Below are 15,299 nucleotides of genomic sequence, written 5' to 3' on the forward strand. Positions count from 1 at the left end.
TTTTTTATTATATGCTATTTGTGCACTATTTTCAAGCCTATTTGACGGATTCCAGGCAGTCAAAGCCGCCTGAAACCCAGTGGAACCTGTTAGGAATTATTTGCCCTTTTTCTCTGCAAGAACTTTTTCCTGTACACTCTTCGGCACCTGCTCATATTTCTCAAAGAACATAGAGTAGTTACCGCGTCCCTGTGTTTTGGAACGTAAATCTGTAGAATAACCGAACATCTCTGCTAACGGAACATATGCTTTTACCATCTTTCCGCCGCCGATGTCTTCCATACCTTCGATACGGCCACGACGGGAGTTGATATCACCGATAACATCGCCCATATAATCCTCTGGCATGGTTACTTCTACTTTCATGATCGGCTCAAGAAGAATGGCGCCACCCTTGTTCATAGCATCCTTAAACGCCATGGAACCGGCGATGTGGAATGCCATTTCACTGGAGTCTACCTCATGGTAGGAACCGTCGTAAACGTTTGCCTTAACACCCAGTACCGGGAATCCGCCCAGAATACCGGACTTAGTAGCTTCCTCGATACCTTGGCCGACTGCCGGAATGTATTCCTTCGGAATCGCACCACCGACAACGGAAGACTCGAATTTAAAGGTCTCTTCGCCGTTAGGATCCATCGGCTCAAAGCGAACCTTACAGTGTCCGTACTGACCACGTCCACCAGACTGTTTCGCATACTTGCTGTCAACTTCAACCTGTTTTGTAAATGTCTCCTTATAAGCAACCTGAGGAGCACCTACATTGGCTTCTACGTTGAATTCGCGAAGCAGACGGTCTACGATGATCTCCAGATGAAGCTCTCCCATACCGGAAATGATAACCTGGCCAGTTTCCTGGTTGGTCTTTGCACGGAAGGTAGGATCTTCTTCTGCAAGCTTTGCTAAAGCTTCGCCCATCTTGCCCTGACCAGCTTTGGTCTTTGGCTCGATGGCGATATCGATAACCGGCTCTGGGAATTCCATGGATTCCAGAATTACCGGATGCTGATCGTCACAGATTGTATCACCGGTTGTTGTTACTTTAAAACCAACGGCAGCAGCGATATCACCGGAATATACCTTATCCAGCTCAGATCTCTTGTTGGCATGCATCTGAAGGATACGTCCAACACGCTCTTTCTTGCCCTTGGTTGCATTCAGCACGTAGGAACCGGAATTCATAACACCGGAATATACGCGGAAGAATGCCAGCTTTCCAACGAACGGGTCTGTCATAATCTTAAATGCCAGAGCGGAAAATGGCTCTTCATCAGAAGAATGACGTTCGATTTCATTGCCGTCCATATCAACACCCTTAATAGAAGGAATGTCAGTAGGAGCAGGCATATATTCAAGAACTGCATCAAGGAGCTTCTGAACACCCTTGTTTCTGTATGCGCTTCCGCAGCATACAGGAATTGCCGTACAATTACAGGTTGCAGTTCTTAATGCTTTCTTTAATTCTTCTACGGAAGGCTCTTCCCCTTCCAGGTATTGCATCATTAAGTCATCATCTAACTCGCAGATTTTTTCAACTAATTCGGCACGATAAAGCTCTGCATCATCCTGCAAATCCTCTGGGATATCAACGACGGAAACATCATCGCCCTTGTCACCGTTAAAGATATAAGCTTTCATTTCAAACAAATCGATGATTCCCTTGAATTCATCTTCTGCACCGATAGGCAACTGAATGCAGATTGCATTCTTGCCCAGACGGGTTTTGATCTGTTCAACAGCACCGTAAAAATTAGCACCCATGATATCCATCTTGTTAATGAATGCCATACGGGGTACGTTGTAGGTATCAGCCTGACGCCATACGTTCTCGGACTGTGGTTCAACACCGCCCTTTGCACAGAATACGCCTACAGCGCCATCCAGTACACGTAAGGAACGCTCAACCTCTACTGTAAAGTCAACGTGTCCTGGAGTATCAATGATGTTGATACGATACTCAGGAGCGCCCGGCTTCACCTGGCAATTTTCATGCATGGTCCAGTGGCAGGTTGTAGCAGCTGAAGTAATTGTGATACCTCTTTCCTGCTCCTGTTCCATCCAGTCCATGGTGGCAGTACCTTCATGAGTATCACCAATTTTGTAGTTTACACCAGTATAATAGAGGATACGCTCGGTCAATGTAGTTTTACCTGCATCGATATGGGCCATAATACCAATATTTCTGGTTCTTTCCAATGGATATTCTCTTCCAGCCAAAGCTTTTTCCTCCTATTAGAATCTGTAATGAGAGAATGCCTTGTTAGCCTCAGCCATCTTGTGCATATCTTCTTTCTTCTTTACAGCAGCACCGGTGTTGTTGGCAGCATCCATAATCTCATTTGCAAGTCTTTCTTCCTGAGTCTTTTCGCCTCTCTTACGAGAGAACAGAGTAATCCATCTTAAGGCTAAAGTCTGTCTTCTTTCCGGTCTTACTTCGATCGGCACCTGATAGGTAGCTCCGCCGATACGTTTTGCCTTTACTTCAAGTACAGGCATGATGTTGTTCATTGCTTCTTCGAATACTTCAACGGCTGGTTTGCCGGTCTTTTCTTCTACACGGGTAAATGCACCGTATACGATCTTCTGAGCAACACCCTTTTTACCATCATACATGATGTTGTTGATCAGCTTTGTAACAACTTTGTTATTGTAAAGCGGATCTACTAATACGTCTCTTTTTTGTGTATGTCCTTTACGTGGCACGTTACTTCCCTCCTTAATATGGCCGTTCAGCCTTTACCGACTAATCGGCTATTCATTAGATCTTAGGTACTCACAAACATTCAAGTTGCGTTCGCGCTCGGTTTCTATATATATAACCCTGCAACCTACAGGTTCAATATCTAAAGTCCGGCACTAGAAATTCAAATGTGTGGTCTAATTATTTTTTCTCTTTTGGCCTCTTTGCACCATACTTGGAACGAGCCTGTCTTCTGTTAGCTACTCCTGCGGTATCAAGTGTACCTCTGACGATATGGTATCTGGTACCTGGTAAGTCTTTTACTCTACCGCCACGGATTAAAACAACGCTATGCTCCTGAAGGTTATGACCTTCACCTGGGATGTAACTTGTTACTTCGATGCCGTTAGAAAGACGTACTCTGGCGATCTTTCTAAGAGCTGAGTTAGGTTTTTTAGGTGTAGCAGTTTTAACCGCCGTGCAAACGCCCCTCTTCTGTGGAGCAGAAATATCAGTTGCCCTCTTCTGTAAAGAGTTGTAACCCTTCTGCAGAGCTGGTGCCTGAGATTTCTTTGCGCTTGTCTGTCTACCCTTTCTTACTAACTGGTTAAATGTTGGCATTCCATTCACCTCCTGTGATATTGTCTGTGGTTGCTGTTATCTTCAGCTTAATTTACGCACAAAAACATGACGCGTTAATGCACGCCTAATTATTATATACATTTTGTATTTTTCTGTCAAGGATTTTTTTTAAATATGCACATCCAGCCAATTAAAAAGGCAAAATGTCATAAAAACAAGAATATTCAATGGTTGAAACCCGGAGCTGGGATTTTCTTAGGAATTCCAGCTCCGGGTTTTGTAATTTAAGGATTATCTCATTGCTTATTCAACGATCTCGTTCTCATCAATATCCAGAACCTCTTCCGCCTCGTTGAATCCATCTTCTGTCAGCAGGATCTCATCCTCTCCCTCTGACAGCTTGATCTCATCCTCTCCCTCGAAAGCAGAATCTGTATTCAGTCCGATGGTACGGTAACGTTTCATACCGGTACCTGCCGGAATCGGCTTACCGATGATTACGTTCTCCTTCAGTCCAATTAAGTGATCGACCTTGCCGTTAATCGCGGCTTCTGTCAGAACCTTTGTGGTCTCCTGGAAGGAAGCGGCGGATAAGAAGGAATCTGTAGCCAGAGATGCTTTTGTAATACCAAGCATCACCTGTTTTCCTTCTGCCGGATTCTTTCCTTCTGCAAGAAGAGCATCATTTAAGTCATTGTAATCCAGAACATCCATTGAGGTTCCCGGAAGCACATCACTGTCTCCGCTCTCCTCAATTTTTATCTTCTTAAGCATCTGTCTTACGATCATCTCAACGTGCTTATCATTGATCTCAACACCCTGTAAACGGTATACCCGCTGTACTTCCTGGATCATATAATCCTGGACAGCGCGGACGCCTTTGATCTTTAAGATATCATGTGGGTTCACACTACCTTCCGTCAGCTCATCGCCGGCCTCGAGCACCTGGCCATCCTGAACCTTGATTCTGGATCCGTAAGGGATCAGATAGGTCTTGGAATTGCCTGTTTCGTTCTCCGTAACAATGATCTCCCGCTTTTTCTTAGTGTCTTTAATGGCCACTACGCCGCCGAATTCTGCAATGATTGCAAGACCCTTTGGCTTACGAGCCTCAAAAAGCTCCTCGACACGGGGAAGACCCTGTGTGATATCGCCACCGGCAACACCGCCGGTATGGAAGGTACGCATGGTCAGCTGGGTTCCTGGCTCACCGATGGACTGGGCAGCGATGATACCGACTGCTTCGCCTACCTGAACCGGCTGTCCGGTTGCCATGTTGGCACCGTAACATTTTGCGCAAACACCCAGATGGGATTTACAGGTTAATACGGTACGGATCTTCACGGAATCACGGTCAAGCTTCTTTAACACGTTCATAACCGCAGCTGCACGCTTCGGTGTACACATGTGGTTCGCCTTCACGATCACTTCTCCGGTATCCGGATCTGTAATGGTTTCCGCAATGAACCGTCCTGTGAGACGCTCCTGTAAGCCCTCAATGGTTTCCTGACCATCTGTAAATGCTTTGATTTCCATAAACGGAATATCTTTACCTTCTAAGCAGTCGATCTCACGGATAATCATATCCTGGGAAACGTCTACAAGACGTCTGGTCAAATAACCGGAGTCAGCCGTTCGGAGAGCCGTATCGGAAAGTCCTTTACGTGCACCGTGAGCGGAAATAAAGTACTCCAGTACGTCAAGACCTTCACGGAAGTTGGACTTGATAGGAAGTTCAATGGTGTGACCTGTGGTATCGGCCATAAGTCCACGCATACCTGCAAGCTGTTTGATCTGTTTATCAGAACCACGGGCTCCGGAATCGGCCATCATATAGATGTTGTTGTATTTATCAAGTCCGGTCAGCAGGTCATGGGTTAACTGGTCATCAGTCACTTTCCAAGTGTCAATTACTTCTTTATAACGTTCTTCCTCCGTAATAAGTCCGCGGCGGAAGTTCTTTGCAATCTGGTCAACCGTTGCCTGTGCGTCAGCAATCAGCTTCGGTTTACTCTCCGGCACTGTCATGTCGGAAATGGATACGGTCATAGCAGCTCTGGTAGAGTACTTATAACCAATAGCCTTGATGTCATCCAGAGTTTCTGCAGTCTGAACTGCTCCATGAACGTTAATAACCTTTTCAAGGATCTGTTTTAACTGCTTCTTGCCTACATGGAAGTCAACTTCCATCAAAAGCTCGTTGCCAGGAACAGACCGGTCAACGAATCCAAGGTCCTGAGGAACGATCTCATTAAAGATAAAACGGCCTACGGTTGATTCTACGGCTCCGGTCTTTATGGTGCCATCCGCCATTTTCTTGCTCACTCTGGCTTTAATTCTGGAATGAAGGGTAACTGCCTGGTTTTCGTAAGCGAGAATGGCTTCATTCACGCTCTTAAATACCATTCCTTCGCCCTTGGCTCCCGGTCTTTCCTGGGTCAGGTAGTAAATACCCAGAACCATATCCTGTGAAGGAACTGCCACAGGACCGCCGTCTGACGGCTTTAATAAGTTGTTAGGCGATAACAGGAGGAAACGGCATTCTGCCTGGGCCTCTACGGAAAGAGGCAGATGGACTGCCATCTGGTCTCCGTCAAAGTCGGCGTTGAACGCGGTACAAACCAGGGGGTGAAGCTTTATGGCTTTACCTTCTACCAGAATCGGCTCAAATGCCTGGATACCAAGTCTGTGAAGGGTAGGCGCACGGTTTAACATAACCGGATGTTCCTTGATAACATCTTCCAGAACATCCCATACCTCTGTCTGAAGACGCTCTACCATCTTTTTGGCATTCTTTATATTGTGAGCGGTTCCGTTGGAAACCAGCTCCTTCATAACGAAAGGCTTAAACAGCTCGATAGCCATTTCTTTCGGCAGACCGCACTGATAGATCTTAAGCTCCGGTCCGACTACGATAACAGAACGGCCGGAATAGTCAACACGCTTTCCTAAAAGGTTCTGACGGAAGCGGCCCTGTTTTCCCTTTAACATATCGGAAAGAGACTTTAAGGCACGGTTTCCCGGTCCGGTTACCGGCCTTCCCCTTCTGCCGTTGTCGATGAGGGCATCCACCGCTTCCTGAAGCATACGCTTCTCGTTGCGGACAATGATGTCCGGAGCTCCCAGCTCCAGAAGGCGGGCAAGACGGTTGTTACGGTTTATGATTCTTCTGTATAAATCATTTAAGTCAGAGGTGGCAAAACGGCCGCCGTCAAGCTGCACCATAGGACGGATATCCGGCGGAATTACCGGAACCACTTTCATGATCATCCACTCCGGCAAGTTGCCGGAATTGCGGAATGCTTCCACGACCTCCAGCCTCTTGATAATTCTTGCACGTTTCTGTCCTGTCGCTTCCTTTAACCCCTTCTTTAACTCCTCAGAGTCCTTTTCAAGGTCAATGGAATGCAACAGCTCCAGAATAGCTTCTGCTCCCATTCCTACGCGGAAGGCGCCGTAGCCGTATTTGTCTATTTCTTCCCGGTATTCTTTTTCCGATAAGACCTGCTTATACTGCAGTCCCGTATTGCCGGCATCAAGAACCACATAAGATGCGAAATACAGCACCTTTTCCAAGGTTCTCGGGGAAATGTCCAGGATCAGTCCCATACGGCTGGGGATTCCCTTAAAATACCAGATATGGGAAACAGGAGCCGCAAGCTGTATATGGCCCATACGCTCTCTGCGGACGCTGGCCTTGGTCACTTCAACGCCGCATCGGTCACAGATAACGCCTTTGTACCGGATTTTCTTATATTTACCACAATGGCATTCCCAGTCCTTGCTGGGTCCGAAGATCCGTTCACAGAACAAACCGTCTTTTTCCGGCTTTAAGGTTCTGTAGTTGATTGTCTCAGGCTTTTTCACCTCACCATGGGACCATTCCAGAATCTTCTCCGGAGATGCCAAACCGATCTTTATGGCATCAAATGTCATCGGGTGGTAAGTTTCATTGTTTTCAGGCATGAGCGGTTCTCCCTTCTATTATTCTTCGTCTGAATCTTCAAATTCTGCGTCATCGAACTCCTCAAAAGAATCGTCGATACCGTCTGCTTCTGGTTCCTCATATTCCTCTTCTTCCACGGTAACCAGTTCTGCATCCTTAAATTCCTGCTTCTGGTAACCGAAGTTGCCAAAGGACTCTTCATCCCGGTAACGTCTGTCGCCCTCAATGATGGACCTTAAATCAGTTTCTTCATAGTCGGTGCTTTCCGCAATCTGAACCTCTGTATTGTCATCGCGCAGCACTCTTACATCCAGTGCCAGAGACTGAAGCTCTTTTAACAATACCTTGAAGGATTCCGGAATTCCCGGTTCAGGAATATTATCACCCTTAATGATGGCCTCGTAGGTCTTTACACGACCCACCACGTCATCGGATTTCACAGTCATGATCTCCTGCAGCGTGTAGGAAGCGCCATAAGCCTCCAGGGCCCAAACCTCCATCTCTCCGAAACGCTGGCCGCCGAACTGGGCTTTACCGCCGAGAGGCTGCTGGGTAACCAGAGAGTAAGGACCTGTGGAACGGGCATGGATCTTATCGTCAACCAGATGGTGAAGCTTCAGATAATGCATGTGGCCAATGGTAACCGGGCTGTCAAAGAACTCGCCGGTACGTCCGTCACGAAGGCGGACCTTACCGTCACGGTTAATGGGAACACCCTTCCACAATTCCTTGTGTTCCAGGTGATCACCCAGATACTCAATAACCTCAGACTTTAAGGTATCTTCATATTTATCCTGGAAATCCTCCCACTCCATGTTTACGTAGTCGTTGGCTACATCCAGGGTATCCATAATGTCAATCTCGTTTGCACCGTCAAATACCGGAGTGGATACGTTAAATCCAAGAGCCCTTGCTGCAAGGCTTAAGTGGATCTCAAGCACCTGTCCGATGTTCATACGGGACGGCACGCCCAGAGGGTTTAATACGATATCTAAGGGACGGCCATTGGGAAGGAACGGCATATCTTCTACAGGGAGCACACGGGAAACAACACCCTTGTTACCGTGACGGCCGGCCATCTTATCACCAACAGAGATTTTTCTCTTCTGGGCAATGTAAATGCGGACGGTCTGGTTCACGCCTGGGGAAAGTTCATCACCGTTTTCTCTTGTAAATACTTTTGCATCTACGATAATACCGTAAGCGCCGTGAGGCACCTTTAAGGAAGTATCGCGGACTTCTCTTGCCTTCTCACCAAAGATGGCACGTAACAGACGCTCCTCTGCGGTCAGCTCGGTCTCACCCTTAGGAGTAACCTTACCAACCAGAATATCACCGGCACGAACTTCCGCACCGATTCTTATGATTCCTCTCTCATCAAGATCCTTTAAGGCATCCTCGCCAACTCCGGGAACATCCCTTGTGATCTCTTCCGGCCCTAACTTGGTGTCACGGGCTTCGGCCTCATATTCCTCGATATGAACAGAGGTATAAACATCTTCCTGTACCAGCTTCTCACTTAAGAGTACCGCATCCTCGTAGTTGTAGCCCTCCCAGGTCATGAAGCCGATCAGAGGGTTCTTACCGAGAGCAATCTCGCCGTTCTGAGTGGAAGGGCCGTCTGCAATAACTTCTCCCTTTTCCACATGGTTGCCCTTATATACAATTGGCTTCTGGTTATAACAGTTAGACTGGTTGCTTCTTTTAAATTTAGTCAGGCGGTAAACATCTTTTCCGCCGTCGGAATCTCTCTTAATGATAATTTCATTGGAAGCGGAACGTTCCACAACACCGGCATTTCTGGCAACAACACAAACTCCGGAGTCTACCGCTGCCTTGGATTCCATACCGGTTCCTACGACTGGTGTCTCTGTTGTGAGCAGAGGCACGGCCTGACGCTGCATGTTTGATCCCATGAGGGCACGGTTCGCATCGTCATTTTCAAGGAAAGGAATCATGGCAGTTGCAACGGAAAATACCATCTTCGGAGAAACGTCCATAAGATCAATGTTTTTCCTCTGGAATTCGGAAGTTTCTTCACGGAAACGTCCGGAAATATTCTTATGAACGAAATGGCCATCATCGTCAATCGGCTCATTCGCCTGTGCAACCACGAAATTATCTTCTTCGTCAGCAGTCAGGTAAACAACCTCATCAGTAACCACCGGATTCTGGACATTGGTCTTATCCACTACGCGGTAAGGAGCCTCTACAAATCCGTACTGGTTTACCCTTGCATAAGTAGCGAGGGAGTTGATCAGACCGATGTTAGGACCTTCCGGGGTCTCAATCGGGCACATACGTCCATAATGGGTATAGTGAACGTCTCGAACCTCAAATCCGGCACGGTCTCTGGAAAGACCGCCAGGTCCCAATGCGGATAAACGTCTCTTATGGGTCAGCTCTGCCAGTGGGTTGTTCTGATCCATGAACTGGGACAGCTGGGAACTTCCAAAGAACTCCTTTACTGCCGCTGTGACAGGCTTGATGTTAATCAATGACTGAGGCGTAATGCCATCCATATCCTGTGTTGTCATTCGTTCCCTGACCACACGCTCCATTCTGGAAAGACCGATGCGGTACTGGTTCTGTAAAAGCTCACCAACAGCACGGATTCTACGATTTCCCAAATGGTCGATATCATCAGCCATTCCCACCTCTTCTTCCAGATGCATGTTGTAATTGATGGAAGCCAAAATATCTTCCTTCGTGATATGCTTAGGAATCAGTTCGTTTATATTTCTGTGAAGGGCTTTTTTAAGGGTCTCTTCATCCTCGCTTCCAGCTTCTGCCAGAATTTTTTCAAGTGCAGGATAGAATACTAACTCTGTAATCCCCGCTTCCTTTGGATCAAAGTTCACAAAAGAGGTGAGATCAACCATTAAGTTGGAAAGGACTTTTTGCTTACGCTCCACTCCCTCCAGCCACACGAAAGGAACAGCCGCATTCTGAATATCGGTTGCAAGCTGCTTGTCTACTGTGCTTCCAGCCTCTGCTAAAATTTCTCCGGTTGTGGTGTCAACCACATCCTCAGCAAGTACATGGCCTGCTATACGGTTTTTAAAATGAAGCTTTTTATTGAATTTATATCTTCCGACCTTTGCAAGATCGTATCTTCTGGGGTCAAAAAACATACTATTTAACAAACTTTCAGCACTATCAACAGATAAAGGTTCACCTGGGCGGATCTTCTTATATAACTCCAATAAGCCATCCTGGTAGTTATCGGACGTATCCTTACCAAAGCTGGCTAATAATTTTGGTTCTTCACCGAACAGTTCAATAATTTCCGCATTGGTGCCAAAGCCCAGGGCACGGATCAGCACGGTAACCGGAACCTTTCTGGTTCTGTCCACACGAACGTAGAAAATGTCATTGGAGTCTGTTTCATACTCCAGCCATGCACCCCTGTTTGGGATTACCGTACAGGCATAAAGCTCTTTCCCTACCTTGTCATGTTCTATACCATAATATATACCTGGGGAACGTACCAACTGGCTAACAATAACTCGCTCGGCACCGTTGATCACAAAGGAACCGGTATCTGTCATAAGCGGAAGATCACCCATGAAGATCTCATGTTCATTAATCTCATCTTTATCTTTATTGCAAAGCCTTACCTTTACCTTTAAAGGAGCTGCATAGGTTGCATCTCTTTCTTTGCATTCTTCTATTGTGTACTTGATGTCATCCTTACATAATGTAAAGTTGACAAACTCAAGACTTAAGTGTCCTGCAAAGTCTGCAATCGGAGAGATGTCTTCAAAGACTTCCTTTAATCCTTCATCAAGGAACCACTGATAGGAATTCTTTTGAATCTCAATCAGGTTTGGCATCTCAAGCACTTCTTTTTGTCTTGAGAAGCTCATTCTCAGGCTTTTACCGGCTGGGACCGGACGCATTCTGCTTTTCTCCATTGACGTTTCACCCCTGTTTTCTTTCTAATCGTTTCTGTTTTTGGGCATAAATATGCCGTTAAGGCACACAAATCCACAATAGTGCACATTCCATAATAACATGACATTGTCAAGGTGTCAAGCATTTTTTACTTGTATTCTTCAATAAAATGTGTTATACTATTGCAGATAGGCCCAATTTACAAAATGAACTATTGGAGGTATTCCCGGTGAGCACATTTTTAAACGTATTATTAGTGATTCTTTTTATCGCAGCCGTGGCTATGGCAGTCCTTTATTTTCTCGGAAGAAAGCTGGAAAAGCGTCAGGTGGAACAGCAGCAGGCACTGGAAGCTGCGGCACAGTCCGTATCCATGCTGGTCATCGATAAAAAGAAAATGAAGCTAAAAGATGCAGGGCTTCCTAAGATCGTGTATGAACAAACCCCATGGTATATGCGCCGCACAAAGCTGCCCATTGTAAAAGCAAAGGTTGGCCCAAAGGTCATGACACTGATCGCTGACGCCAAGGTATTCGAAGTGCTTCCGGTCAAAACAGAAGCTAAGGTTGTGGTAAGCGGTATCTACATAACCGAGATCAAGAGCCTTCGGGGCAAAGCGGTTCCACCGGCACCGAAAAAGAAAAAATTCTTGGACAGGTTTAAAAAGAGCGGAAAGTAAGACATCTGGTTTCTGTATTTGTAAATACATTAATACTCGTTTTTTAGAAAGTGATCTGTATCATAAAAGATCTGTAGAATGCCGGAGCGCGACTGAAGTCGTACTCCGGCATTTTTTGTTGATAAAAGTAAATTCTACAGTTATAAAGTAGTATCTGGCCGGTTCTTTGCAGAAAACAGAGTCATGAAAATAATCTGTCCTGCTTCCTATATATTAGGAAGGAATACCAATCCCTTTACGGTATTTATGGGCAGATATAATTACTTTTATATGAAAAATTTTATCAATATTAGTCTATTTTTGATATAAAAATATAGATCGCAATTATCTATTAATTTAGTTTGAATCTTATATCAGCAGCAATTTTAAGGCATTTTCATTACGAATATTACTATTATGATTGTTTTCAATTTAATTTTAAAAAACCTATTGACAAAACTGCATTCATAAGATACAATCAAGCTACAAGGAAGTTAGTTAAAACTAACCTACCGATAAGAGAACCTATTCCAATATAACATAATTAAAAACGAAAGGAGATTATTATGTTTAATCAAATACAATTACCATACGCATATGACGCTTTAGAACCCCATATTGACGCTCTCACAATGGAGACCCATTATTCCAAGCATCACGCAGCATATACCAAAAATTTAAATGACTTTGCCCAGAAGGCCGGTGTTGAGGACAAAGAAATTACCGTCCTCCTCTCCTCCCTTGACAGCATTTCCGACGAGGCTCTCAGAAAGGCCATACGAAACAACGGCGGTGGTTTTTACAATCATAACCTGTATTTTTCCACCATGAGTCCTAACGGCGGCGGGCAGCCTGTTGGTCCTCTTAAGGATTCGCTGGAAAAGACTTTTGGCAGTTTTTCTGACTTTCAGAATCAGTTAAGCGGCCTGGCTGCCGGTCAGTTTGGATCCGGCTGGGGCTGGCTGTCGGCAAACCGGGATGGCAGGCTGGTACTTTCCGCCAGTGCCAATCAGGATAACCCCCTCATGGAAGGAGGAGGCTTTGTCCCAATTCTTGGAATTGACGTTTGGGAACACGCCTACTACTTAAAATATAAGAATCTCAGAGCTGACTATATCAAAGCATTTTTCAATGTAATTGATTGGAAGGCTGTTGCTTCCAACTATGAAAACATTATAAACAGCTAAGAAAAGGAGGATTGTAATGAGCAAGAATTTATTTGAGAAACTTAATGAGTACCTGGCCAATCAGCAGGTCATGTATATGAAACTTCATAACCTTCACTGGTATGTAAAAGGCCGCAGCTTCTTCACACTTCATGCAAAGCTGGAAGAGCTGTATGACCAGACCGCCCAGATCATGGATGATGTGGCGGAGCGGCTGCTGGCTTTGGGCGGTTCCCCAGTAGGCAGCTTAAAGAAGGCACTGACCCTCTCTTCCGTAAAGGAGCTGGAGGACCTTCCTATCTCCTCAGATGATACCATTAAAAGCCTGATTTCGGATGTAGAATACTGGATCCGGGATACAAAGGAAATCGTCAAGCTGGCTGAAGACGATGATGATGGTGCAACCGCAGATCAATTTAATGGATATCTGGGCGAATACCAGAAGCTTCTGTGGATGTTGAAGTCATATATCAGCTAAATAACTCCTTATAAACCTGAAAATGCCGCTTCCTGACCGTGATTTTCGTCAGGAAGCGGCATTTTTATATTGAATTCCTCATAAAAACGGGGCCGCTGCCCCAGGTTGATCTCTCAACAATGGTATAGCGGCCCCAGAAAAGCAACTGGACTTACTTCAATCAATGATGAATTAATCCTCTACAAATACAGCTGTGATTACCTTGTTACTTTCTACCTTGTAGCAACGATCATCGCCATCTTTTGCTTTACTCTTGCTCTTCTGAACACTACCAGAGGTATTAACCAGTCTATATGTTACAGTCTTATTACCCTCTGTCTTATCTGCAGCATTTACCTCATAATACTCGGAATATCCCTTTTTGGTTTCTTTCTCATAATCCACTTCAGCCAGGAACTTCTCTGTTGTCAGAAGTTTGATTTCTGTATATTCTCCATCTTCTGTGGTAGCCTTAACTACAGAATACTTGTCGTCCTTATCAGCCTTTAACAGCATGCCTCCAAGGTAATATTTGTCACTATCAACACCAAATTTACCCTGTCCCTTGGAGCTTCCGGACTTATTGAATAAGAACTGGAAGGAATCTCCGTCAATGCTGACATTCTGCTTGCCGGTCTTCATAGCACCGTCATCTCCGCCGCCAAAGTAGTACATTTTGTATTCTGCATCCGTATACAAACCAGATACATTCTCTTTGAATTCATCTTCTGTATCAAAGTTGTAATCCTTTAAGTCGTCGTCACCTGCGACATCTTCAATGTCAGTTGTACTGTTGCCAACAAACTTAATGGCAACCAGGCCATCCTTCATGACGCCATAAGAATCAAACGCATATTTCTTGCCATTGATGGTCTTGATTTCAGATGCAACTAATTTACCATCCTTATCGGAATAGTACCAGTTACTTTCATCATCATCATAATCACCCTTATTCAAATAAGAATCAGGCACAACCTGGAACCAGCCCTTGGTTACTCTGGCGCCATCATCAGGGCTTCCGTAATATCTGAAGCCTCTGGTGTATTTAGCAGCTCCCTGAGCGTCAGTAGCAGTGCTTAAAGTTGCTTCCGCCTCGGTAGGAGTAGCTTCCCAGTTAACCCATTCAGCATTCATACGGCCATATTCATCAAAGCTGTATTTCTTACCATTAATGGTCTTACCTTTTTCGTCGGTCATTTTTTTACCGTTAGTCTTGAAGTAGAAATAACGGGTCTGATCTTCATCATCAAACAAGTTGTCGCTGGAAACGCCAGGATCTACAGCGCTATCGTAGCTATTATCCACGATATCCAGATATGCCCATTCGCCAACTTTCTGAGCACCATCATTCTCATCGCCGCAATAGTAAATACCATCACGCCACTTGTCATCACCAGTTACTCTTTCGCCGCTGTCGTCAATCCAGCCGTACAGCATTTTGCCTTCATCATCAAAGATATATTTCTTTCCGTTGACAGTCTTGAAAGAAGCGCTGTTTCCATTGCTGGAGCTCTTAAAAGCTTTACCGTTAGATCCGAAGTAATACCAGTGATTCATTGGTTCTTCATCATCGTCATCGCCGCCGTCATAATCATCATTTTCTACGGAAACCCACTGATTTGTTACCATAGCACCGTTCTCATCTACATAGTAGTAGTTGTCACTGTATTCAACAACAACATCGGTAGCCATCTCGCCGTCTTCGTTTAAGTAGAACCAGTTATCTCCTGATTTTTCCCACTTCTCAGTTTCTAAATCTCCGCTCTTGTCATAGTACACCCATGTTCCATTCTCTTCCTGCCAGCCGGTAGCTGCGAAAGAGGACATAGAAGCACCTAAAGCCAGCAGCGCTGCTGTGGATAATACAGCAACTAATTTGGTCTGCTTTCTCATAATTAATGCACTCTCCTTTT

9 protein-coding genes are annotated in these 15,299 nt (G+C 45.2%); 3 read left to right on the top strand and 6 right to left on the bottom strand.

Translation table 11 applies throughout. From position 1 onward, the window contains the following. Positions 1–96 precede the first annotated feature (96 nt). The 5 genes from fusA to rpoB all read right to left on the bottom strand — a co-directional run bounded on the left by fusA (position 97) and on the right by rpoB (position 11,125). Positions 97–2,217: an elongation factor G gene (gene fusA, locus RT269_RS21075; protein WP_313185562.1), complete on the bottom strand. Its 2,121-nt coding sequence runs from the start codon at positions 2,215–2,217 to the stop codon at positions 97–99. A gap of 15 nt (positions 2,218–2,232) precedes the next feature. Then, positions 2,233–2,703, bottom strand: a complete 471-nt coding sequence (gene rpsG / locus RT269_RS21080) for a 30S ribosomal protein S7 (protein ID WP_013274355.1) — start codon at positions 2,701–2,703, stop codon at positions 2,233–2,235. A 178-nt stretch (positions 2,704–2,881) separates the two neighbouring features. Continuing rightward, positions 2,882–3,301 (bottom strand): 30S ribosomal protein S12, encoded by a 420-nt coding sequence (rpsL, locus tag RT269_RS21085; RefSeq protein ID WP_025231299.1) that lies wholly within the window; start codon positions 3,299–3,301, stop codon positions 2,882–2,884. A 264-nt stretch (positions 3,302–3,565) separates the two neighbouring features. Further along, the gene (rpoC, locus tag RT269_RS21090) at positions 3,566–7,228 is read right to left on the bottom strand and encodes a DNA-directed RNA polymerase subunit beta' (protein ID WP_313185564.1); all 3,663 of its coding nucleotides are present in this window, start codon (positions 7,226–7,228) and stop codon (positions 3,566–3,568) included. Positions 7,229–7,246: 18 nt separating this feature from the next. After that, positions 7,247–11,125, bottom strand: coding sequence for a DNA-directed RNA polymerase subunit beta (gene rpoB, locus RT269_RS21095; RefSeq protein ID WP_313185565.1), 3,879 nt, complete (start codon positions 11,123–11,125; stop codon positions 7,247–7,249). 263 nt (positions 11,126–11,388) lie between these two features. Between rpoB and RT269_RS21100 the strand changes: the two genes are divergently transcribed. The 3 genes from RT269_RS21100 to RT269_RS21110 all read left to right on the top strand — a co-directional run bounded on the left by RT269_RS21100 (position 11,389) and on the right by RT269_RS21110 (position 13,407). Next, a complete protein-coding gene (locus RT269_RS21100) occupies positions 11,389–11,784 on the top strand; it encodes a hypothetical protein (protein ID WP_089995628.1) in 396 nt (131 codons plus the stop codon). 545 nt (positions 11,785–12,329) lie between these two features. After that, the gene (locus RT269_RS21105; RefSeq protein ID WP_313185567.1) at positions 12,330–12,950 is read left to right on the top strand and encodes a superoxide dismutase; all 621 of its coding nucleotides are present in this window, start codon (positions 12,330–12,332) and stop codon (positions 12,948–12,950) included. A gap of 16 nt (positions 12,951–12,966) precedes the next feature. Beyond that, the gene (locus RT269_RS21110) at positions 12,967–13,407 is read left to right on the top strand and encodes a Dps family protein (RefSeq protein WP_313185568.1); all 441 of its coding nucleotides are present in this window, start codon (positions 12,967–12,969) and stop codon (positions 13,405–13,407) included. A gap of 171 nt (positions 13,408–13,578) precedes the next feature. Here RT269_RS21110 and RT269_RS21115 read toward each other — a convergent pair whose 3' ends face one another. Then, a complete protein-coding gene (locus tag RT269_RS21115) occupies positions 13,579–15,279 on the bottom strand; it encodes a cell wall-binding protein (protein WP_313185573.1) in 1,701 nt (566 codons plus the stop codon). Positions 15,280–15,299: the final 20 nt, after the last annotated feature.

The organism is Lacrimispora sp., from assembly GCF_032078915.1.
In the GTDB taxonomy this organism is placed as follows: Bacteria; Bacillota; Clostridia; order Lachnospirales; family Lachnospiraceae; genus Lacrimispora.

Coding starts and splice junctions, on each gene's coding strand:
- rpoB (WP_313185565.1), bottom strand. CDS start 11,125: ATGGAGAAAAGCAGAATGCGTCCGGTCCCAGCCGGTAAAAGCCTGAGA.
- rpsL (WP_025231299.1), bottom strand. CDS start 3,301: ATGCCAACATTTAACCAGTTAGTAAGAAAGGGTAGACAGACAAGCGCA.
- RT269_RS21105 (WP_313185567.1), top strand. CDS start 12,330: ATGTTTAATCAAATACAATTACCATACGCATATGACGCTTTAGAACCC.
- RT269_RS21100 (WP_089995628.1), top strand. CDS start 11,389: ATGGCAGTCCTTTATTTTCTCGGAAGAAAGCTGGAAAAGCGTCAGGTG.
- RT269_RS21110 (WP_313185568.1), top strand. CDS start 12,967: ATGAGCAAGAATTTATTTGAGAAACTTAATGAGTACCTGGCCAATCAG.
- RT269_RS21115 (WP_313185573.1), bottom strand. CDS start 15,279: ATGAGAAAGCAGACCAAATTAGTTGCTGTATTATCCACAGCAGCGCTG.
- rpoC (WP_313185564.1), bottom strand. CDS start 7,228: ATGCCTGAAAACAATGAAACTTACCACCCGATGACATTTGATGCCATA.